Here is a 22,840-nt window from a genome sequence, read left to right as displayed (position 1 = left end):
GTTGTAAATATCTTGTTGGAAATTTAAAATGTCGGGATAAATTTTGATCCCTAGATTGGGATTTAAATAAAACATCTAGATTTGCAATCAATTAAAAGTTTATAAATTTGTAATCACATCCATCAATCACTTAAAATTTGAACAAAAATTTTTTGTCATGAAAAAATTTATACTCTCATCTCTTATGGCTGGCGCCTTGGCTTTGACGGCCAATGCTCAGGAATTCAACAAGTGGTCTCTTGAGGCTACTGGTGGTTTCAACAAACCGATGGCTCCAATGACAGGAGGCTATCTTTCTCCAACTTTGAACTTGGGCCACGTGGATTTCGGTGTGCGCTACATGTTCAATGAGAAATTTGGCCTGAAGCTGGACTACGGATTGGGATCTTTCAAAGAAGTGGATGGAGAAAGTCCTTCCTTTGACACCAAGTACAACAGACTTAACCTTCAGGGTGTGGCCAACATCGGCCGCGTGATGAACTTCGAGTCTTTCACCAGAACTTTCGGTTTGCTTTTGCACGGTGGTGCAGGTATTGGAAAGGTTAGCCCTCAAGAGAATACTTTCAACGATTTTGACGACAACGTCTACACTTTCATCTTCGGCGTGACCCCTCAGGTGAAGCTGAGCGAAAGAGTGGCTTTGGTTGCTGACATCTCAACCATCCTTAACGGTCGCCAGACTGTCACTTTCGACGGTGCGACTGCTATCCGCCCAGAGATCGACAACGGTTTCTACGGTGCCAACGGTACTTGGTGGACTGGAACCATCGGTTTGAACTTCTACTTGGGTAAAGCTGAGCAGCATGCTGACTGGTTCATCGCTGCTGACAAGTACGCTACCAAAGAAGAACTTGCTACCCAAATCAACGGTATCAAAGACATGCTGAAGGATTCCGACGGCGACGGTGTACCTGACTACTTGGACAAAGAGCCAAATACTCCAGCTGGAGCAAGAGTTAACTCTTCCGGTATGACCCTTGACTCTGACGGTGACGGTACTCCTGACCACGTTGACAAGTGTCCATTCCTTCCTGGCCCAGCATCCACAGGCGGATGCCCTGTAGAAGAGATCCGTGAGGAAATCGACTACATGAAGAAGGCAATCAACGATGGCTATGTGAACGTTTACTATGCGTTTGACAGCTCCAAGCCACTGGGTTACTCAGTAAGCGCTGCTCAGTATGTGTCTAATTTCATGAAGAGAAATCCAGGCGTGAAAGTGGAAGTGAAAGGCTACGCTGACGAATTGGGTCCTGAAGACTACAACATGAAGTTGTCTGAAAGAAGAGCAAAGGCTGTTTACGACCTGCTTATCGCATCTGGAGTTGACGGTTCTAGACTTTCTTACAAAGGATACGGCGAAGACACTTCCGTAGACAAGGCTTCAGCTGACGCTCGCCAAATGGCAAGAAGAGCTAGCTTCGAGATCAAGTAATCGATCCGACGATATAAGTAGAAAGCCCGACCACTTGGTCGGGCTTTTTTTTGTTGCGCACTGATGTCGAAGGTATTGGCATGATTTTTACCTTTGGCTTACCAACCCCACCTCACCCAAAATACTCCTATGAAAAAACTGATACTGTCCCTACTCCTTTCCGGCAGCGCCTTGGCGACCTTTGCCCAAGGAGAATTCAACAAATGGTCCTTGGAGCTAAACGGAGGCTTCAACAAACCCATGGGACCATTGACCCCGGACTACCTATCCCCCACTCTTAACCTAGGGCACGCGGACTTAGGCGGACGCTACATGTTCAATGAAAAATTTGGATTCAGCGGCAACTTTGGTTTCGGCAGCTTTTCAGAGGTAAAAGGAGAAAGTCCTGAATTCTCGACCCAGTATGTCAGTGGCAGTATCAGAGGTGTAATGAATATCGGAAGAGTGCTGTCTTTTGAATCTTTTACAAAGAAATTCACAGTGCTGTCAGACTTGGGATTTGGAGTGGGAGCCCTCAAGCAGGACACTCGAATCATCTCCTATTATAAGCCAGACTACGTCTATTCGTTCAACACTTCCATGAAGTTGCTTTATCTGCTTTCAGACAGAGTGAGTCTTCAAGGGACTGTCACAGCAATCGTCAACGGAAGACAAAGGTTCACCTTCGACGGCAACGAATTCAATCAACAAGGCAGGCCGGAAGTGCCAGAGATCCCCTTCGTACATGCTACCGGAACCTGGTGGACCGGAACTATCGGGCTGAACTTTTACTTAGGCAAAGCCATCCAACATGCGGACTGGTATATCGCCACAGAGAAGTATGCGACTAAGGCGGAACTGGCCGAATCGATCCAAGGGATCAAGGACATGCTGAAAGACTCTGACGGGGACGGAGTACCAGACTATTTGGACAAGGAACCCAACACTCAAGCCGCCGCCCGTGTAAACCCTAGTGGGGTTACACTCGACTCGGATGGCGATGGCACTCCCGACCATCTCGACAAATGCCCTTTCCTCCCCGGCCCGAGTGCTACAGGAGGCTGTCCAGTCGAGGAAATCAAAGAGCCGCTGGACTATCTTAGGAAAGCCATAGACGAAGGCTACGTCAACGTCTATTTCGGATTTGATAGCGACAAGCCTCTGGCCTACTCCACTTCCTCAGCGGCATTTGTAGCCAATTATCTCCAGAAAAATCCAGGAGTAAAACTAGAGGTGAAGGGCTTCGCAGATGAACTTGGAGAGGAAAACTACAACCAGAAGCTTTCAGAAAGACGAGCCAGAGCAGTCTATGACCTGCTTATCGCAGCTGGAGTAGAGGCGGAAAGGCTCAGCTACAAAGGCTATGGCGAGGATACCAGCTTGGACAAGTCTTCCTCGGACGCCAGACAAATGGCTCGAAGGGCCAGCTTCGAGGTCAAATAGGGTCAATTTTCCAGCCCGGCTTTAAACGGCCGGGCTTTTTCTTTATACTTGCTGCATGTTTGTCTTGACAGAAAACGATACGGTAGGGAGCCAATTTATAGCTGAACTCCGGGATGTCACCGTCCAGGGAGACCGGTTGCGGTTCCGAAAAAACCTTGAGCGCATCGGCGAAATCCTAGCCTATGAGATCTCCAAGACTTTTCCCTACACCCAAAAAACCGTCGATACTCCATTGGCTCGAGCGGAGGTAAGGCTACCTGCCGTCAACCCGGTGCTGATCGCTGTCCTACGCGCTTCATTGCCTTTTTACAATGGATTCCTGAATTTCTTTGACAAGGCGGAAAGCGGCTTCATCGGAGCCTTCCGTGAAGAGGGCGAAGGTGAAATAAAGATCAATCTAGGCTACCACGCCAGTCCCGATCTGACCGACAAGACCGTGATCCTCGCCGACCCCATGCTCGCCACGGGCAAGTCCTTTGTCCGCACAGTAGACACCATACTCTCGCACGGCACTCCCAAAATCATCCATATCGCGGCAGCAATCGCCTCACCGGAAGGAATAGAATACCTGCGCAAAAACATCACCGTCCCCCTCCAACTTTGGGTAGGGGCAATCGATCAGTCTCTAGACGCGCAGTCCTACATAGTGCCCGGGCTGGGCGATGCCGGTGATCTGGCTTTCGGAGAAAAACTTTGACCAAATGACAGCTTACTTTTTGTTGGCCCTGGGCCTGATCGTTCTATTGTTTGGCGGCAAAATCCTGGTGGATGGTGCCTCCTCCATAGCGCTCAAACTGGGTATGAGCACGGGTCTGATCGGACTGACTGTCGTAGCTTTCGGCACCTCAGCGCCCGAGCTTTTGGTCAGCCTCACCGCCGCCATCAAGGGCAACAGTGATATCTCCATCGGAAATGTCGTCGGTTCCAATATTGCCAACATCGGCCTGGTGTTGGGCATCAGCGGAATATTTTATCCGATAATGATCCGAAAGAGCCATGTTCGCTTTGAATATGTCTTGATGCTTCTGGTCACGGTGGTCTTTTACGCCCTGAGCTTCGACCTGACCGTGTCGCGAATGGAGGGAATCCTCTTGTTCATAGGCTTCATCACCTTCAACGCATACCTCTTCAGAAATCTTGGAAAGGGAATCCAACAGGACGAAAAGGCCGTGGAAGAGGAAATCGAGGAAGTCCGTGACTATGCTTGGCCTGCGTCGATCGCACTCTTTGCCGGAGGCATCGTAGGCTTGTACTTTGGTTCTGAACTGCTGGTAAACAACGCCGTGCTCATCTCCCGGGAATTCGGCGTGTCCGAGCGGATCATCGGGGTCACGATCGTCGCGATAGGCACCAGTCTTCCCGAGCTGATCACCTCGATCATTGCTGCGCTATCGAAGCGTACAGACCTGGCCTTGGGAAATATCCTGGGTAGCAACATCATGAACGTGCTGTCGATCATCGGCCTGACCGCAATCGTCAAACCTATCTCCGTAGCCTCCGAATTTGTCCAGTCAGACTATCTCTGGATGATCGGAATTTCCCTGCTGCTTTTCCCCCTAATGAGAACCAAAATGCGTATATCCAAGATAGAAGGCTCGGTCCTTCTCCTTGCCTACATCGCCTATTTGGTCGTCCTCCTATGAGCGAATCATTGATTACCTTTTTAGGGATTTACTTCTTGAGCATGTTCAAGTTCATTGCCGGGCCTCTGCTGGGCAATGCGGCTGGCTATAGTATTTGGGAAATCATCCTGGTGACCGTCTCCGGCATGATGACCAGCGTATTTGTCTTCACGCTAGTAGGCAGCCGTTTCAAAAAAATCCTCGAATTGCGGGTAAAAAAGAAAAGCCCAGTCTTCTCCAAGAAAAACCGATCCATCGTCAAAATATGGACAAAGTACGGGGAAGTGGGAATTGCGCTGATCAGCCCGCTGGTGCTTACGCCAATAGGAGGTACGTTGATCTTGGTTTCCTTCGGCACCAAAAAACGGAAAATCTATTTCCACATGTTTTGGAGCGCATTGCTCTGGTCATCTTTTTTTGGCCTCACCATAGACCAAATCCTTCAAATCCCCTTCTTCGGACGACTACTCGGATGAATCTTCGTCAGGGAGGATCTCGATATCCTGGATCAGCACGTGATTGGCGATCTCCTGTCCCGTGAGCGTAGCGGCCAGCCCGCCCATGGCGGTTTCTTTGTATCGGCTCTCCATGGAGGCACCGATTTCGCCCATTGCCTCCACACACTCATCCACGGGAATCACCGCATTGACGTTGGCTAGCGCAATCTGAGCCGAACTAAATGCGATGGCCGCCGCGCTGGCATTGCGGACGACGCAGGGAACCTCCACCAGACCGGCCACCGGATCACATACCAAGCCCAGCATACACTGGATGGTAATCGCCACTGCGTTGAACACCTGATCCGTAGATCCTCCTAGACAATGCACAATCGCCCCGGAGGCCATGGCAGCCGCGGATCCGGTCTCCGCCTGGCAACCTCCCACAGCTCCCGCCAAGCTGGCTTTCTCCTCGATGATCAGCGCGATCCCCGCTCCCACGAGCAGGCCTTCCAATATCCTAGAATCGGTCAACTGGTGGATCTCCTGCAGCGTCACCATCGTGCCGGGCAAAATACCAGAGGCACCAGCTGTAGGCGCAGCCACCACCCTTCCCATGCAGGAATTGACCTCTTTGGCAGCCAAGGCGCGGGAAATCAGCTTTTGAAACTCGGGGGAAAGGACTGTCAGCGGATGCCTGTAAACTTTCTTTGCTCCATTGTCTATCATCCCGGAGCGGGAAGTCATTTCCTCTTCAAGACCGGTCTTGACCGCTTCTTTCATCACCGTGTAGGCGCTTTGCAGTCCGGCCCAGATCTTTTCCTCGGAAGAGTTCTTTTGCTCGACTTCATACTCGATGACCGACTGGACGAGGCTCGTGTTGCGGCTTTCGCAATAGTCCTTCCAGCCCTTGAAGCTCTCAAAAAGGTAGCACATGAATACTTGGGTTTATATACTTTTAAGCGCCCCGCAGGGCAATTTGTTCCGATCAGAAATCGAAATTCACCGTCTGCTTGATCGCCGGATCCAAGCTCAGCGCCACAGGACAGGTCAATGCGGCATTTTTCAGCTTCTGGATCATCGCCCCATCCTCCACGGGATTATCCCAACGGAAGTCCACCACGATCTCTTGGATCTTTCGGGGAGAAGCCTGCATGATCTTGGTCACCTCCCAGCTCAAGCCTTCCAAAGAAACACCGCTTCTTTCAGCCACGATGCCCATGATGGTCACCATGCAGCTTCCCAAAGCGCTGGACACCAAATCAGTCGGAGAAAACTTTTCACCTTTGCCGTTGTTGTCTACGGGAGCGTCTGTGAGCAATTCCGTGCCGGACTGTAGGTGCACCGACTGGGTCCTCAAATTCCCCAGATACGAACTTTTTATAGTGGGCATAAACTCTTACTTTTAATATTCAGTTAAATACTTAAATTCAAAAATAGAGCAATATTTTCGACCAATTCGAATGAGCAAGCTGAAAATAATCCTTCCCGCGCTTTTCTTCCTTTTTAGTCTGGAGGCATTTTCCCAAAGAGAAGACGTGGGAAATTACGAATACGACAAAGAGTACCTGTTTGGCATCAACAAAAACACCAACGGCGGACTGATTGGTGGATTTGTATTCAAGGCCGGCACGCGCATCGACGATTCCCAATTTGCCTTTTGGGGAGTGGAACTGTCCAACGTGAAGAACCCCAAAGAATCCCGGTACAACACCGTCTTGGGCAACAGCTACATTTTCGGAAAATCAAACTATCTCTACGCCATCCGCCCGCACTACGGCCGTGAGATCGTCCTCTTCAAAAAAGCCCCAAACCAGGGCGTACAAGTGAGTGCCTTGGCGGCGGTAGGCCCAACGATCGGCATTATCGCGCCCTATTACATCGAGTATGCCGTCAACCGTGTGGAAACTGTCACCGAGCAATACGATCCTGAAAGGCATCAGAGTTTTTACAATATCCTGGGGACAGGAAGACTTTTTGAGGGCATTGGCCAATCTGACGTAGCCATCGGTGCAACTTTAAAAGCCGGGCTGATGTTTGAGTTTGGAGTGTTCAGAAGCAGCGCCACAGGCTTAGAGGTCGGATACATGCTGGAGGGGTACAACAAGGAAATCCCACTGATCCCCACGACGGAAAACAACCAGATTTTCCAATCCGCCTACATGACCTTCTTTTACGGTTTCCGTAAGTAAATGGAATTGGCTTTTGGCACGGTCTGTTTACCTTTGTACCAAATCTGAAAGAGATGATTGAATTACCCGTAATATCCGAGGAAGCTACCCGTCGCAAAAAGCCAGACTGGCTGCGCGTGAAGCTGCCCGTAGGAAAAGAATACGCCAAAGTCAGAAAACTCGTGGATGAGCACAAGCTCCACACGATCTGCGAAAGCGGCAATTGCCCCAACATGGGCGAGTGCTGGGGAGCCGGTACGGCCACCTTTATGATTTTGGGAAATGTCTGCACCCGCTCCTGTTCCTTTTGTGCAGTGGCTACGGGCAGGCCTCCAGAGTACGACACCGACGAGCCTAGAAGGGTCGCCGAAGCGATCCAGCTCATGGGCGTAAAGCATGCCGTGATCACCTCCGTCAACCGTGACGAGCTCAAAGACCGCGGTGCCGAGATCTGGTACCAAACCGTGGTACAGACCAAAGAACGCTCTCCGGAAACCACCATCGAGACCTTGATCCCGGACGTGAAGTCCAACTGGGACGCCCTGTATCGCATGATCGAGGGCGGTCAGGAAGTCGTCTCCCATAATATGGAAACCGTGGGTAGCCTCTACCGCAGGGTAAGACCCCAAGCCAAATACGAGCGCTCCCTGGAGCAGATCAAACTGACCAAAGAGTATGGCAAGCGCACCAAAACCGGCATTATGCTCGGACTCGGTGAGACCAAAGAAGAAGTCTACAAAGCCATGGATGACCTCGCCGCCCACGGCTGCGACATCCTAACTTTGGGACAATACCTCCAGCCAACCAAAATGCACATCGAGGTGGCGGAATTTATCCATCCGGATCTTTTTGCGCACTACAGGGAAGAAGGATTGGCCAGAGGATTGAAGTACGTGGAGTCTGGGCCTTTGGTACGATCTTCCTACCACGCCGAGAGACACGTTCACGTCTGAGAATACCTTTAGAATTTAAAAGCCCGTTTTGCAACGAGCTTTTTTTATGCCTATATTTTTCAAAATAATAGCTAAACTTTTTATGCAAGTAGTGAAAAGAATCGGAGTAGGTTCCGCCGCCAAAGTCTATGGCCTCACGTTGGGTTTCCTGGGTGTTTTTATCGGAATACTTTATGCGCTGATGTTCAGTTTTCTTCCAACATTCAACGACATGCCAGGAGGCGGCTTTGGCATAGCCATGCTGATCATCACGCCAATCCTGTACGGTTTGATCGGGTTTGTATTTGGAGCGCTGGGAGCCTTCATCTACAATTTTGTCGCGAGCAAATTTGGCGGGCTGGAAATCGAGCTCTCCGAACCAAACAACGCTCCGGCTGACTAAAACAAGAAAGGCTACCCGAGGGCAGCCTTTCTCACTTTTTATTCACTTTCAATTAAGCCAGTTCCTTGGCAAATTCCTCAGTAGGAATACAGCTACACATCAGGTTTCTGTCCCCATAGGCAGAGTCGATTCTGCGTACGGTTGGCCAGAATTTGCTTTCCTTCACATAAGCCAGTGGATACACCGCCTTCTCTCTGGAGTAAGGCTGATTCCACTCCCCGGTCAAGACCATGGTGGCAGTGTGCGGAGCATTTTTCAACACGTTGTTTTCGCGATCTGCGGTACCGTTTTCGATCTCGCGGATCTCTTCGCGAATGGCAATCAGCGCGTCACAGAATTTATCCAGTTCAGCTTTGGTCTCAGACTCAGTCGGCTCGATCATCAGCGTACCCGCTACCGGGAAGGACACGGTCGGTGCATGGAAACCATAGTCCATGAGACGCTTCGCGATATCCTCCACTTCCACTCCAGCTTCCTTGAAGCCACGGCAGTCCACGATCATCTCGTGCGCCGCGCGGCCTTTGGTGCCGGTATAGAGAATTGGGTAGTGTCCGCTAAGTCTTTCCTTGATGTAGTTGGCGTTGAGGATAGCCATCTTGGTGGCGTTGGTCAGTCCGTCTCCGCCCATCATCGCGATGTAGGCGTAGGAGATCGGCAAAATGCTCGCGCTGCCGTATGGAGCGGAAGAAACCGCCGACACAGCCTGCTCACCCCCGGTTTTCACCAGTGGGTTGCCAGGAAGGAAAGGCGCCAAATGGCTGGCTACGCAGATTGGCCCCATGCCTGGCCCGCCACCTCCGTGGGGGATACAGAAGGTCTTATGCAGGTTCAGGTGGCACACATCGGCGCCGATGCCTCCCGGAGAGGTCAGTCCTACTTGGGCGTTCATGTTGGCTCCGTCCATATAGACTTGGCCGCCATTTTGGTGGATGATGTCGCAGATCTCGCGAATCCCTTCCTCGAACACCCCGTGGGTAGAAGGATAGGTGACCATGAGGCAAGAGAGATCACTTGCGTGCTCTTCTGCCCGCTGTCTCAAATCCTCGATATCGATATTTCCTTTTTCGTCACATTTCACCAAGACCACCTTCATACCTGCCATGACGGCCGACGCGGGGTTGGTGCCGTGGGCAGAGGTAGGGATGAGGGATACATTTCTGTGGCCTTCGCCTCGGCTCATGTGGTAGGCTCGGATCACCATCAGACCAGCGTACTCACCCTGCGCGCCAGAGTTAGGCTGAAGGGAGGTATCGGCAAAACCAGTAATCTCGGAAAGCCAAGTTCTCAGGTTGGTGAAAAGCTCCTGATAGCCCAGCGCCTGGTCCATAGGCGCAAAAGGGTGCAGCTGGCCAAATTCCGGCCAAGTCACAGGAATCATCTCCGCAGTCGCATTGAGCTTCATGGTGCAGGAACCCAGGGAAATCATGGAGTGAACCAGGGAAAGGTCCTTGTTTTCCAGTCGCTTGATGTATCTCAGCATCTCATGCTCGGCATGGTAGCTGTTGAATACCGGATGGGTCAGGTAATCGGACTTGCGCTTCAGGCCTTCGGGAAAGTCAAGCTGCAGGTTTTCTACCAGTTCGTTCAGATCCAGGGTATGCTTGCCTTCTTCCGCTGCGAAGATCTTCACGATGGTCTTCACATCTTCCAGCGTCTTGGTCTCGTCAAAAGAGATGAATACGGAGTCAGTCTCGTAGCGGAAGTTCATCTTTGCGCCCAGCGCCAAGCCCCTCACCCGCTCTCTGGCCACGTCGCTCATCTTCACCTGGATGGTGTCAAAGAATGCCTGATCGGCTACGTTGAGACCTACTTGCTTGAGGGCTTGTGCCGTCAGTTTAGCCAAGCCGTGCGCCCTCAGGGCGATGTTTTTCAAGCCTTGGGGACCGTGATAGACCGCGTAGAAACTGGCCATCACGCTCAGGAGCACCTGGGCAGTACAGATATTGGAGGTCGCCTTTTCGCGCTTGATGTGCTGCTCACGGGTCTGGAGCGCCATACGATAGGCTTTGTTGCCAGCTTTGTCCACAGACACGCCGATGATACGGCCTGGGATCTGTCTTTTGTATTCTTCTTTGGTGGCAAAAAATCCGGCGTGGGGTCCACCATAGCCCATCGGTACGCCGAATCGCTGGGCAGAACCGATGACTACATCTGCTCCCATTTCACCCGGAGCGGTCAGCAAGGTCAAAGCCAACAAATCAGCGGCAAAAGCCGTGGTGACTTTGTTTTCCTTTGCGGCAGCTACCAAAGCAGAATAGTCGGACACCGCGCCATCAGCATTGGGGTATTGGATCAGCAAGCCGTATAGCTCCGGATCGGTGAGGTCCAAGCTCGAAAGCGACCCGAAGACCAGCTCGATGCCGACCGGCTCCGCACGGGTAACCAAGATGGCCTTGGTCTGTGGGAATACCTTTTCGTCCACAAAAAACTTGTTGGCGGTCTTCTTTTCCCTTGGCTTTACGGCGTGGAGCATCGTCATCGCCTCAGCCGCGGCAGTTCCCTCGTCGAGGAGAGAAGCATTGGCGAGGTCCATGCCGGTCAGCTCCATGACCACGGTCTGGAAGTTGATCAGCGCTTCCAGTCGGCCCTGGGCGATCTCAGCCTGATAGGGAGTGTAGGCAGTGTACCATCCTGGGTTTTCCAGCACGTTTCTCAGCACCACGCCTGGCACCACGGTGTCATAGTAGCCCAAGCCGATGAAGGATTTGAACACTTTGTTTTTGGAAGCCAGCTTTTTGAAGTCGGCCAAAAACTCGGACTCCAATTTCGCCTTTGGAAGATCCAACGGACGCGGGGAGCGGATCGATTCCGGCACAGTTTGGTTGATGAGTTCATCCAGGGAAGAGGCTCCGATTTTCTCCAGCATCTGTGAGATTTCTCCTTCGGTCGGGCCGTTGTGTCTGCTCTCAAATTTGACAGCATTGGAAAGATTGATCTTCATAAAGTACGTTTGGGTAGTATGACCTATTTGGGTTGGGTAGCACCCCGGGTTTTCGACCGCAAAGGTACTATTTCTTAGAGGAAAAGACTTTGTCAGCCCCCAATAATTTCCCCTTAAAAACTAGCCTTCTATATAAACGGTTTTTCGGGGGCTTAAAAATTTGTCTAGTTTAGGGCCCTAATCGCAAAATTGTATGAATAAAGGATTGATTCTAAGCGGAGCCTTGACCGCAGCTTTGGCCCTGCCGAGCTTTGCGCAAGCCCCCGCTCAGGTGAAGTATGCCAATACCATCACCGCAGCCGATCTGACCAAGCACCTTACCCACTTGGCATCGGATGAAATGAAAGGCCGCGACACCGGCTCGGAAGAGGGAAAACTCGCCGCCAACTACCTGGCGGACTTCTACAAAAGCCACGGCCTGACTGGCCCTGTAGACGGCAGCTATTTCCAAAACGTCCCGCTCGTGAGCTCGACCTTCAACAAGGTAACCCTGCAAGTGGGCAAGTCCAAACTGGTCGAAAACCAAGACTTCGTCTTTGTCGGCGATGGAGACATGGCCAAAGCGGCCAAGACCGAGCTGGTATTCCTAGGCCTGGTGACTGAGGAAAACCTCGCAAAAGTAGACCTGAAGGGCAAGCTGGTCGGCCTTTGGGCGGTAGGTGTGCGCAGCAACGACCTCGTGACCAAAGTCATGGACGCAGGCGCGGCCGGCATCGTGATCGTAAGCATGGAAGGCCAGGCCAATTTTGACCGCATAGCCAACCGATACAAATCCCTCGCTGGAAAGGGCCGGATCGGCTTTGACCAAGAGACCAAACAGCGTCCCATCTTCATGGTGAGCTCGGACAAAATGGCCCAGCTCTTTGGTACTCCAGTGGAAACACTGAAGGAAGCTGCCAAAGCCAGCCCTGAGACCATCGCTTCACAAAAAGCCAGCTACCAAGTCGTAAAAACCAAGACTCCCGTCGAGGCCTACAACGTGATGGGCTTCCTGGAGGGTACCGACAAAAAAGAAGAAGTGATCGTGATCTCCTCCCACTATGACCACGTAGGCGTGAGCAGCGAAGGCGAAGTCTTCAACGGTGCCGATGACGACGGATCAGGAACGGTCTCCGTGATGGAGATTGCCGAGGCTTTTGCCACTGCAGCCAAAGAAGGAAACAGACCTCGTAGATCTATCCTTTTCCTCAATGTGACGGGCGAGGAAAAAGGCCTCTTGGGCTCCGAATACTACTCTGACCACCCAATTTTCCCTCTGGAAAATACGGTGCTGAACCTCAACATAGACATGGTGGGACGGATTGACTACGAATATCAGGACTCTTCCAACACGGACTTTGTGTACGTGATCGGCTCGGAGATGCTGTCCACAGATCTGAAAAAAATCGTGGAATACAACAACATCACCTATTCGGACCTGATCTTGGACTACCGCTATGATGCGGCCGACGATCCGAACCGCTTCTACTACCGATCCGACCATTACAACTTTGCGAAGCACAATATCCCGATTGCGTTCTTCTTCAACGGCGTGCATGACGACTATCACCAGGTGACTGACACCGTGGACAAAATCGAATTCCCGCTGATGACCAAACGGGCAAGATTGATCTTCTACACCGCGTGGGATGTGGCAAATAGAGAAAACCGAATCCGAGTGGATGGTACGAATACCAGAACCGACAGATAAAAGCAAAGGCCCCGAAATTCGGGGCCTTATTTATTTTCCTTTATTCTTCTGGTTCTTCGTCTTGAGCTGATTCCTATTCGGCTTCTTGGTGTGTTTCTTTGCTTTCACTTTTTCCCCTTTGCCGATATTGACTTTGGGAGCAACAGCCTTTTTGTCATGGAAGGCACCCTTGTAGTCGGGATTTTCCTTTTGCTTCAGCTTGTCCAGCTCGCGTGCGTAGGCCTGCTTTTCTTCGAAAGGCGTGGGCGGTACCTCCACGGCGCTGGGGATTTCAAGCTCTTCTACCGCCATGCGGATCAGCTCTTCGATGCGCTCAAAATGATAGGCTTCGGCGGGATTGATGAAAGTAATGGCTTTGCCTTCGTTTTCAGCTCGGCCAGTTCGCCCGATGCGGTGCACATAGTCCTCGTAGATCAGCGGCACGTCAAAATTGATCACATGCGACACCATCGTCACGTCCAGTCCGCGGGAGGCCACGTCCGTCGCGACCAGCAAGCGCACGTCACCGGCCTTGAAGTCTTCCATGGAGTTGATCCGCGTGTTTTGGCCTTTGTTGGCGTGGATGACGCGGATCTCGCCCATGTGCTTGCGATCCAGGAAGCTGAATACCGACTCGGCATTTTTGCGGCTGCGGGTGAAAATGATCGCGCGGCTGATCTCCTCGCTTTCCAACAAATGGGCCAGCAGGTTGATCTTGGTCTTTATGTTTGGCACCAAATACTTCACCTGGTCGATGGTCTCCGCCGTGGTGGCGGAAGGGGTGACTTCCACTTTCTCAGGAAACTCCAAAAACTCCTCGGACAAGGTCTCGACGCGTGAGCTGAACGTGGCGGAGAAAAGCAGGTTTTGACGCTTCACGGGGATCACTTCCAGGATCGCGCGGATCTGCGGCATAAAGCCCATGTCCATGATCTTGTCCGCCTCATCCAGCACCATGGTTTTGATTTCCTTGGTCAGGATAGTCCCTTTGCGATACAGGTCCATGAATCGCCCCGGCGTGGAGATGATGATATCCACACCAGCCGTGATGTTTTCGATTTGGGTCTTTGGCCCCAAGCCGCCGTAGAGACTGACAAGACGCAGATCAGTGTTTTGCGCCAGCGCCTTGGCCACCTCCTCGATCTGCATGACCAGCTCCCGCGTGGGTGCCAAAATCAACGCACGGGGAAAGGCCCCCTGCGCATACTTGACCTTCATCAGGAGCGGCAGCACGTAGGCAGCGGTCTTTCCGGTACCGGTCTGGGCGATCCCCAGCACATCGTGACCAGCCAGCGCGAGCGGGATGGCCTTCTGCTGGATCGGGGTCGGCTGGCTATAGCCTGCGGCAGCCACTGCATCCAGCAATTGCCTGTTTAGCTTAAAAGCATCAAAACCTAGGGCCTCATCACTCATGATTGTTATTTTTGGAGAGAAATCTGAAAATCGAAAACGAAACACACGATGAAAAGTATCCTGATCACCGGCGCAAATATAGTCAATGAAGGCCGGATTAGTCCGGGCGATGTGTTGGTCAGCGATGGCCGCATCGCCAAAATCGGCACCGACCTCAGCGGAGAATCCGCCGACATCCGCATCGACGCGCGCGGAAAGCACCTTTTTCCCGGGGTGATCGACGACCAGGTACACTTTCGCGAACCGGGCCTCACGCACAAGGCCGAGATCTACACCGAGGCAAAAGCCGGCGTAGCTGGTGGTACCACCACCTACATGGAGATGCCCAACACCGTCCCTCAGACCGTCACCATTGATCTGCTGGAAGAAAAGTACAAGCGCGCTTCGGAGGTTTCCCTGGCGAATTACTCCTTCTTCTTCGGCGCGACCAACGACAACTTGGAAGAAATCCTCAAGGTCAATCCCGAGAATGTCTGCGGGGTAAAGGTCTTCCAGGGCTCCTCGACCGGCAATATGCTGGTGGACAATCCCGAAGTTTTGGAGCAGATCTTCAAAGAATGCAAGACCCTGATCGCCATCCACAGCGAAAACGACCATATCATCAAAGCCAATCTGGAAGAATTCAAGGCGATCTATGGCGAGGACATCCCCGTGAAATATCACCCCAAGATCCGCTCCGAGGAGGCCTGCTACGACGCATCCAGCAGGGCCGTCGCCATGGCAAAGAAGTATGGCACCAAGCTCCACATCCTCCACATCAGCACTGCCAAGGAACTGGAGCTCTTTGACAACTCGATTCCCTTGGAGGAAAAGCGCGTGACCGCCGAGGCCTGCATCCACCACATGTGGTTTTCGGAAGAGGACTACGCCACCAAAGGCAACCTGATCAAGTGGAACCCTGCCGTGAAGACCGCCAATGATCGCGAAAAGATCTTCCAAGCCATGCTGGACGACACCATAGACGTGATCGCGACCGACCATGCCCCGCATACCCTGGAGGAAAAATCCATGACCTACCTCAAGGCTCCCTCAGGCGGCCCGCTGATCCAGCACAGCCTCGTGGCGATGCTGGACTTTTACCATCAGGGAAAAATCAGCCTGGAGACTATCGCGCAGAAAATGTCGCACAATGTCGCCCGCCTTTTCCAAATCAAGGAAAGGGGCTTCATCCGTGAGGGCTATTTCGCCGATTTGGTGTTGGTGGACTTGGATTCTCCATGGATGGTGGCCAAAGACAACATCCTCTCCAAGTGCGGCTGGTCCCCTTTCGAAGGGCATACCTTCCGCTCCAAAGTAACCCAAACCATTGTTTCCGGACACTTGGTGTACGATCAGGGCGAGTTTCATGAGGAGAAGAAAGGGGAAAGGATCACTTTTTCAAGAAATAAATGAGATCCCCCTTGCGTCAAGTAGCCTGAAACATTACTTTTGCAGACCATTTGAGAGAATCCTCTCTTGGATAAGCCACACGGTGATTGTAGCTCAGCTGGTTAGAGCGCTGGTTTGTGGCACCAGAGGTCGCCGGTTCGAACCCGGTCTTTCACCCAAAACCCCTCTTCCCGAGGGGTTTTGCTTTTTTATACCGGCGCGAGTTGGCACAGCATTTGACAAATCAGAAAAAACTAAACCACACTCAGATGTTTACTTTGTACAAAACCCCTCCAAAGTTTCCGGTGGTGAAGCCCGTAAATATCCGGCTTGTCCACAATTATTTCGTGAAATTCGAAGAATCCCTGAAAATCTTCGAGGAAATCCAGCGAGAAGCGGCTCACTCGTGAACAAATCGAATCAACATCTAGAAAAGGTTATGGAAACATAACCTTTTATTTTTTGCCTGCGATTTTTCTTATCGAATCAAAACTCTATTTTTAAATTCTTACAATTTTTCCCTTATGAGTTATATCCACTTCGATAAAACCCAATTAATCAATCTGAATTACTCCCTGGATCGGGAGATTATTCGGACGAATCGGTCTGGCGCGTACACCAGCACCACCATTATCGGATGTAACACGCGCAAGTACCATGGCCTTCTGGTAGCCCCCCAGCCACAGATCGATTCCCAAAACCATGTCTTGCTCTCGACTGTCCATGAGACGGTCATCCAGCATGGTGCTAGCTTCAACCTCGGCATCAGCAAATTCCCCGGCAACTACTCCCCTAGAGGGCACAAGTACCTGGAGGATTTTGACTCGGAGCCCATCCCCAAGCTCACCTATCGTGTGGGGGGAGTGGTGCTGCAAAAGGAGCTCATCCTGGACACCAACAGAGATCGCGTCATGATCCGCTATACTTTGCTGGAAGCCCACTCCAAGACCAAAATCCGAATCCAGCCATTTCTGGCCTTCCGGGGATACCACAACCTCATCAAGGCCAATGACCAGATCGACCGGGAATTTGAAAAGATACCGAATGGAGCCCGCTTCAGGCTCTACCCACAGTACGACCCGCTTTTTCTCCAGCTTTCCAAAAAGTGTGAATTCGTATCCATCCCCGATTGGTATTACAATATCGAATACATCCAAGAGCGGGAGCGAGGCTACGAATACCAGGAAGACTTGTTTGCGCCGGGATATTTTGAGTTTGATATAGAAAAGGGCGAATCTGTCATTTTTTCGGCAGGCCTGACAGAAGCAGACCCCAGCACCAGACAAAATGCCTTTGAAAAGGAAATCGCCAGACGGATTCCCAGAAACAATTTTGAAAACTGCCTGAGAAACTCCGCTGGCCAATTCATACGCCGACGGGACGGAGACACCCGGATCATTGCAGGCTACCCCTGGTTTGGCTGGTGGGGACGGGACACCTTCGTCGCCGCACCCGGCCTCACCCTCACCAGCGGAGACACAGAGACTTTCCTGGAAGTCATGGACAGCATGTCCAGAGATCTCCAAGGGCCGCTCTTTCCGAACATCGGCAGCGGCGACTTCACCAACATGACCTCCATCGATGCGCCACTCTGGTTCTTTTGGAGCCTACAGCAATACATTTTGTACACAGGGGACAAGAAAACCATACAGGACCGCTACCTTGGCAAGCTCCGAGGGATCATCGAGGGCTACAAAAACGGTACGGACTTCAACATCCACATGCAGCCTGACGGACTGATCTGGGGTGGACGTCCGGATGTCGCCCTGACCTGGATGGACGCCATCACTCCGGACGGACCGGTCACGCCACGCATCGGTTGCCCGGTGGAGATCCAGGCACTGTGGTACAATGCGCTCTGCTTCTACCACGAGCTGTCTGGAGAAGAACCCTATGCCGCTCTGGCCGCGCGGGTCAAAGAAAGCTTTGACCGGGAGTTTTGGTCTTGGGACAACGGCTACCTCGCCGACGTGGTCGATGGGGACGAAAAAGACTGGTCTATCCGTCCCAACATGATCTTTGCCACCTCGCTGCCCTACATCATGCTCAACGAAGAGAAAAACGACAAGATCCTCGAGGTCGTCAAGTCAAAACTCCTGACGACGAAGGGCCTCCGCTCCCTCTCTCCCGACGATCCCGGCTACAAAGGCTACTATTACGGAAATCAGATCAGCCGGGACCACGCCTATCACAACGGAACGGTCTGGGCTTGGCTTTTGGGCCACTTTGTCGAGGGATACCTCAAGCTGCACGGTAAAGCATCCAAAAACTTTATCCAAAAGATCATCAAAGGTTTCGATGATGTGATGACCCAGTACGGGATCGGGACTGTCGCGGAGATATTTGACGGCGACCCTCCTCACCGGCCCAAAGGCTCCGTGTCCCAGGCCTGGAGCGTGGCAGAACTGCTTAGAATGATGGATATAGTCAACAGGATTTAAAATGACTTTTTTATGAGAGTTTTAATGTTTGGTTGGGAGTTTCCACCGCATATTTCCGGAGGATTGGGCACGGCCTGCTACGGCCTGGTGAAGGGCATGAACCATCACCACCAGCAGGTGATCTTTGTCGTCCCCAAGCTTTGGGGAGATGAGGAGCCCATGGCCGACTTTGTCAATGCCAGCGATGTGCGGATAGACTACCGGGAGAAGCGTTTCAAAAAGTTTTGGAAAAACCTCACCTACCTGGAAGTAAGCAGTTTCCTAGTGCCCTACCTGGGCCCTGAGGAGTTCAAGAAATTCACCGACTATGCCGTCCACGACCGTACGGACGTGGATGAAAGCATCTTTTCCAACAAGTTTGAGTTTAGCGGAAAATATGGCAAAAACCTCATGGAGGAAGTCTCCCGCTATGCCTTGGTCGCCGCTCAGATCGCGAGGGACAAAAACAACTTTGACATCATCCATGCCCATGACTGGCTGGCTTTTCCCGCAGGGATAGCCGCGAAGGAAATCAGCGGAAAGCCACTGGTAGTCCACGTACACGCCACCGAATTTGACCGCTCTGGCGAGACGGTCAACCAGCCCGTCTACGACATCGAGCGGGCCGGAATGGAGGCCGCAGACCACGTCGTCGCCGTAAGCCAGCTAACCAAAAACATCATCGTCAAAAAATACGGCATCCCCGCCAGCAAGGTCACCGTGCTGCACAATGCCGTGCTGGACTCAAGCATCATCAAATCCAAGTACGAGAAAAAAGTCCCCGAAAAAATCGTCACCTTCCTGGGGCGCATCACCTTCCAAAAAGGCCCCGAATACTTTGTGGAAGCGGCTAAAAAGGTCATCGAGCGCGACCCCAACGTCCGCTTCGTCATGGCCGGCTCTGGAGACTTGCTCAACCGGATGATCCACCGCGTCGCGGAGCTGCGCATGGCCACACGGTTCCACTTCACGGGCTTTCTCAAGGGCAACGACGTGGACCATATGTATGCGATCTCCGATGTCTATGTGATGCCATCTGTATCCGAGCCCTTTGGCATCGCTCCTCTGGAAGCGGTGAGACATAACACCCCGGTGATCATTTCCAAACAATCGGGCGTCGCAGAAGTACTCCGAAATGCCATCAAGGTGGATTTTTGGGATGTGGACGCCATGGCCGACGCCATCTTTGCCCTCCTGCACTATGACGGGATCTCCCGCATGTTTAAGGAACTGGGAAGCGAGGAGCTCAAAAAATTGAAGTGGGAGCACGTGGCTGCCAAACTAGTAACTGTCTATGAAAAAACTTTAGCCGAACGATCATGAGAACCATCTGCTTCTATTTCCAGGTGCATCAGCCTTTTCGATTAAAACCCTACCGATTTTTTGACATAGGAGAAGACCACCACTATTGGGATGACTACCTCAACCGAAACGTGATCCGCAAAGTAGCCCAAAAGTGCTACCTCCCCATGAATGCCCTCCTGCTTGACCTCATCCATCAGCACAAGGGAAAATTCAAGGTCGCCTTTTCGCTTTCCGGGACTTTCCTGGACCAAATGGAAACCTACGCCCCAGATGTCTTGGAGAGCTTCCAAAAGCTCGTCGCCACAGGCCAAGTGGAACTGCTTAACGAAACTTACACCCACTCCCTGGCTGCCCTGAAAAGCAAGGATGAATTCCAGGCCTTGGTAAAAAAGCACCAAGACCGGATCAAGGAGCTATTCAACGGCTATCAGCCCAAGGTCTTCAGAAATACGGAGCTGATCTACTCAGACCAGATCGGTGCTATGGTAGCGGACCTCGGCTATGAGGCCGTCTTGACGGAAGGGGCCAAGCACATCCTGGGATGGAAAAGCCCAAACTACGTCTACTCCAACGCCAACGCCCCCAAACTGAAAGTTCTCCTCAAAAACTTCCTGCTGTCCGACGACATCGCCTTTCGCTTTAGCAACAAAACTTGGGCGGACTATCCCCTCACCACTGAGAAGTTCGTGAATTGGATCAACGCTATCCCAAAGGAAGAGCAAGTGCTGAACCTCTTTATGGACTACGAAACCTTTGGCGAGCACCAGTGGGCGGAGACTGGCATTTTCGAGTTTATGAAACATCTCCCCGAAGCTGTATTCAGCAATTCCGACTTCACCTTTTCCACTCCTTCCGAAGTCGCCGCCAATGTCAGCCCAGTCAGCAAGATCCACGTCCCCGTCCCCATCTCTTGGGCTGACGAAGAGCGTGACCTTACCGCATGGCTGGGAAATGACATGCAGGACGAAGCTTTCGACCGTCTGTATGAGTTGGAAAAGCTGGTCAAAGGCATCGACGACCCAGAAATCAAGCGGGATTGGGGCTACCTGCAGACCTCTGACCACTTCTACTACATGTGCACCAAGTTCTTTTCCGACGGCTCTGTGCACGAGTATTTCAGCCCGTACGACACGCCCTACGACGCCTTTATCAACTTCATGAACGTGCTCAGCGACTTCATGCTAAGGGTGAAGCAAAAACAAGCGGAACTTCAAAGCTAAGCCGAAGCGGTTCCAAAAAGGGCAAAAAGAAAAAGGCCATTCGAATTCAGTTTCGAATGGCCTTTTTCTATACACGGCGCTCAAGACAGAGCCTTCTTGATACTTGCTACTTGATACTAGCTACCTATTCCTTTATCTCGATCACCTTAAACTCCGTACGTCGGTTGGTCTGGTGCTCTTCCTCGGTCTGCGCATTCTGCACAATCAGCTGGGACTCTCCATAGCCCTTGGCCACCAGCCTATCCGCGGCAATGCCCTTGGACACGATGTAGTCAACCGCCGACTGGGCCCTGCGCTGGGACAGATCCAAATTGTATTCGTCGCTGGAGCGGGAGTCGGTGTGGGAGCTCAGCTCGATGCGGATGGTAGGGTTGTCCGCCAGTATTTTTACCAGCTTGTCCAGCTCGACGGCGGCATCTGGACGGATGTCGGCCTTGTCCAGGTCATAGTAGATATTGTCGAGCACGATGGCTTTCTCCAGGATCAGCTGATCCAAAATGATGGTCGTGTCCAGCGACACGTTCGTCACCTCTTGCACCAAGGTCGCCGGATCCGGAGTCTTGCCCTTGGTAGAATAAGGAATGGACTTGGAGAAGTAGCCGCCCTTGGAGGCGATGATGGTGTAGTCTGAGTCCACGTTCATGGTGAACCTCACGCGGCCGTTGGTATTGGAGAAGTCGCCGCCTTGCTGCTTGTTGTCAGAGCCATAGAGCACCACGCGGGTCTGGGGCAGCACGGCTTCGGTGCCATCAGCTTTGGCTTCCTTGGTATAGACGTTCAGCAGGACGTTGACGATTTTCGGCTTGGGAGTTTTGTCCTCAAAGAAGTAAATGTCGTCATCCCCCACCCCATCGGCACGGTTGGAGGAAAGAAAACCCGCCTTCGGATATTCGGTGAAGAAGATCCCAAAATCGTCGTCCTGGCTGTTGATGTTTTCGCCCAAGTTTTTGACCACCTGCTTGCCTGCTCCGTCACTTTCCGCCACGAACAGATCCAGCTTTCCATAGCCGGGATGCCCATCGGAGGAAAAGAAAAACTTGCCGTCGGCAGCCATGCGGGGAAACATTTCATTGCCCGGCGTATTGACAGTCGGGCCGAGGTTCACCGCATTGCCAAAGTCACCGTTTGCCAGCTTGGTAGCCTTATACAGGTCTATGCCGCCAAATCCGCCTGGACGGTTGGAGGCAAAGTAGAGCTCCGAACCATCGGGACTAAAGGCCGGGGTGGAGTTCCACCAAGTTTCGTCTTCATTTACCGGCATCCAGATCGGCTGGGTGAAGCCCGCTCCGCGGAAATAGGAAACGAAAAGTGCGGTCTCAGGAAGGTCTTTTGGGGAAACGGAATTGCCGCGGGCGTAGATGATGGTGTTCCCGTCTGGGCTGATCGCAATCGCTGCCTGATTGAGTCCCTCTTCATTGCGGAATTCTGGCAGGGCTTGAATCCCTCCCACGTCCACTTTCAGCCCATCGGCACGCGCCCTAAAGAGCTTGGTGTACGGCGTACCGGTAGCCGGATAGAGTCCAGAAGCCTGTCTGCCGGAGGTAAAATAGAGGAAATCTTCGCTCAACACCGGAGAATAGTCGGCGCCTGGCGTATTGAGTTCGGTGTAGTTCACCAGCTCATGCTTTGGCCAGTAGTTTTCGATGCCTTCGGCCAGGCGGATGGATTCGATTTCCCGTTGGTTTTTCGCCAAAAGCGCTTCATCGGAAGTGTAGGATTTGGCCTTTTCGAAAGCCTCCTTGGCCTCCTCGTATTTCTGCTGGGCTTTTAAGCTTTGACCCAGGAAAAAATAATGGTTGAAAGAAGGCTCATCCTCAGCCAACTGCCGATAGTAGGGCTCGGACTTTTCTATCCTGTTGGAAAGGCGGTAGCTCTCGCCGATCACGCGATTGGCCTCCAGATTGGAAGAGTCCTGTTCGAGGATTTGGGAAAAAGTATTGATGGCGTATTGGTATTGGCCGGATAGAAACTGATCGTTTCCTTTTTCCTGTAGGCTCTTGCAGCCTGCCAGCGCAAACAAGATCAAAACTGCTATCCACAAAAAATGCTGCTTCATCGAAAGGCGATTGTCGGTCAATACTG

18 protein-coding genes and 1 tRNA gene are annotated in these 22,840 nt (G+C 52.1%); 14 read left to right on the top strand and 5 right to left on the bottom strand.

Going from position 1 to position 22,840, the window contains the following annotated elements; all coding sequences use genetic code 11:
• Positions 1-157 precede the first annotated feature (157 nt).
• The 5 genes from J0A68_RS20065 to J0A68_RS20045 all read left to right on the top strand — a co-directional run bounded on the left by J0A68_RS20065 (position 158) and on the right by J0A68_RS20045 (position 4,955).
• Complete coding sequence (locus J0A68_RS20065) at positions 158-1,435, top strand: OmpA family protein (protein WP_206580036.1); 1,278 nt, start codon at positions 158-160, stop codon at positions 1,433-1,435.
• A gap of 129 nt (positions 1,436-1,564) precedes the next feature.
• Entirely contained in the window at positions 1,565-2,857 is a 1,293-nt protein-coding gene (locus J0A68_RS20060; RefSeq protein ID WP_206580035.1) for an OmpA family protein, read from the top strand.
• Positions 2,858-2,912: 55 nt separating this feature from the next.
• Entirely contained in the window at positions 2,913-3,554 is a 642-nt protein-coding gene (gene upp / locus J0A68_RS20055; protein ID WP_206580034.1) for a uracil phosphoribosyltransferase, read from the top strand.
• A gap of 4 nt (positions 3,555-3,558) precedes the next feature.
• The gene (locus tag J0A68_RS20050; RefSeq protein WP_206580033.1) at positions 3,559-4,500 is read left to right on the top strand and encodes a calcium/sodium antiporter; all 942 of its coding nucleotides are present in this window, start codon (positions 3,559-3,561) and stop codon (positions 4,498-4,500) included.
• A gap of 41 nt (positions 4,501-4,541) precedes the next feature.
• Positions 4,542-4,955, top strand: a complete 414-nt coding sequence (locus J0A68_RS20045) for a hypothetical protein (RefSeq protein ID WP_317195136.1) — start codon at positions 4,542-4,544, stop codon at positions 4,953-4,955.
• Here the strand turns inward: J0A68_RS20045 and sdaAA are convergent.
• Positions 4,944-5,852, bottom strand: coding sequence for an L-serine ammonia-lyase, iron-sulfur-dependent, subunit alpha (sdaAA, locus tag J0A68_RS20040; protein ID WP_206580031.1), 909 nt, complete (start codon positions 5,850-5,852; stop codon positions 4,944-4,946). The two genes, J0A68_RS20045 and sdaAA, sit on opposite strands and share 12 nt — an antisense overlap.
• Before the next feature lie 52 nt (positions 5,853-5,904).
• Positions 5,905-6,309: an OsmC family protein gene (locus J0A68_RS20035; RefSeq protein ID WP_206580030.1), complete on the bottom strand. Its 405-nt coding sequence runs from the start codon at positions 6,307-6,309 to the stop codon at positions 5,905-5,907.
• Positions 6,310-6,379: 70 nt separating this feature from the next.
• On the opposite strand from J0A68_RS20035, the gene J0A68_RS20030 reads away from it, so the two are divergent.
• From J0A68_RS20030 to J0A68_RS20020, 3 genes are all read left to right on the top strand, one after another.
• Positions 6,380-7,108, top strand: a complete 729-nt coding sequence (locus tag J0A68_RS20030; RefSeq protein ID WP_206580029.1) for a hypothetical protein — start codon at positions 6,380-6,382, stop codon at positions 7,106-7,108.
• A gap of 53 nt (positions 7,109-7,161) precedes the next feature.
• Positions 7,162-8,040, top strand: coding sequence for a lipoyl synthase (gene lipA / locus J0A68_RS20025; protein ID WP_206580028.1), 879 nt, complete (start codon positions 7,162-7,164; stop codon positions 8,038-8,040).
• Positions 8,041-8,122: 82 nt separating this feature from the next.
• On the top strand, positions 8,123-8,422 hold the full coding sequence (locus J0A68_RS20020; RefSeq protein ID WP_206580027.1) for a hypothetical protein: 300 nt from the start codon (positions 8,123-8,125) through the stop codon (positions 8,420-8,422).
• Positions 8,423-8,474: 52 nt separating this feature from the next.
• Here J0A68_RS20020 and gcvP read toward each other — a convergent pair whose 3' ends face one another.
• Positions 8,475-11,363: an aminomethyl-transferring glycine dehydrogenase gene (gene gcvP / locus J0A68_RS20015; protein WP_206580026.1), complete on the bottom strand. Its 2,889-nt coding sequence runs from the start codon at positions 11,361-11,363 to the stop codon at positions 8,475-8,477.
• A 193-nt stretch (positions 11,364-11,556) separates the two neighbouring features.
• On the opposite strand from gcvP, the gene J0A68_RS20010 reads away from it, so the two are divergent.
• On the top strand, positions 11,557-13,053 hold the full coding sequence (locus J0A68_RS20010; protein WP_206580025.1) for a M28 family peptidase: 1,497 nt from the start codon (positions 11,557-11,559) through the stop codon (positions 13,051-13,053).
• Positions 13,054-13,083: 30 nt separating this feature from the next.
• Here J0A68_RS20010 and J0A68_RS20005 read toward each other — a convergent pair whose 3' ends face one another.
• Positions 13,084-14,445 carry a DEAD/DEAH box helicase gene (locus J0A68_RS20005; protein WP_206580024.1) on the bottom strand — a complete coding sequence of 454 codons (1,362 nt, stop codon included), beginning with the start codon at positions 14,443-14,445 and terminating at the stop codon, positions 13,084-13,086.
• A 48-nt stretch (positions 14,446-14,493) separates the two neighbouring features.
• On the opposite strand from J0A68_RS20005, the gene J0A68_RS20000 reads away from it, so the two are divergent.
• The 5 genes from J0A68_RS20000 to J0A68_RS19980 all read left to right on the top strand — a co-directional run bounded on the left by J0A68_RS20000 (position 14,494) and on the right by J0A68_RS19980 (position 20,758).
• Positions 14,494-15,837, top strand: coding sequence for a dihydroorotase (locus J0A68_RS20000; RefSeq protein ID WP_206580023.1), 1,344 nt, complete (start codon positions 14,494-14,496; stop codon positions 15,835-15,837).
• A gap of 78 nt (positions 15,838-15,915) precedes the next feature.
• A tRNA-His gene (locus J0A68_RS19995) sits at positions 15,916-15,991 on the top strand.
• Between the two features lie 346 nt (positions 15,992-16,337).
• The gene (locus tag J0A68_RS19990; RefSeq protein WP_206580022.1) at positions 16,338-18,254 is read left to right on the top strand and encodes an amylo-alpha-1,6-glucosidase; all 1,917 of its coding nucleotides are present in this window, start codon (positions 16,338-16,340) and stop codon (positions 18,252-18,254) included.
• Between the two features lie 12 nt (positions 18,255-18,266).
• On the top strand, positions 18,267-19,556 hold the full coding sequence (locus J0A68_RS19985; RefSeq protein WP_206580021.1) for a glycosyltransferase family 4 protein: 1,290 nt from the start codon (positions 18,267-18,269) through the stop codon (positions 19,554-19,556).
• The gene (locus J0A68_RS19980) at positions 19,553-20,758 is read left to right on the top strand and encodes a glycoside hydrolase family 57 protein (RefSeq protein WP_206580020.1); all 1,206 of its coding nucleotides are present in this window, start codon (positions 19,553-19,555) and stop codon (positions 20,756-20,758) included. Before J0A68_RS19985 ends, J0A68_RS19980 begins: the two co-directional genes overlap by 4 nt.
• Positions 20,759-20,882: 124 nt before the next feature.
• On the opposite strand, the gene J0A68_RS19975 is transcribed toward J0A68_RS19980, so the two are convergent.
• Positions 20,883-22,814, bottom strand: coding sequence for a CHU_0125 family OmpA-like outer membrane integrity protein (locus tag J0A68_RS19975; protein ID WP_206580019.1), 1,932 nt, complete (start codon positions 22,812-22,814; stop codon positions 20,883-20,885).
• Positions 22,815-22,840 lie beyond the last annotated feature (26 nt).

Source organism: Algoriphagus oliviformis, from assembly GCF_017254915.1.
In the GTDB taxonomy this organism is placed as follows: Bacteria; Bacteroidota; Bacteroidia; order Cytophagales; family Cyclobacteriaceae; genus Algoriphagus; species Algoriphagus oliviformis.
Note: the sequence above shows the minus strand (reverse complement) of the source record. Positions and strands in the feature narration are given on the sequence as shown.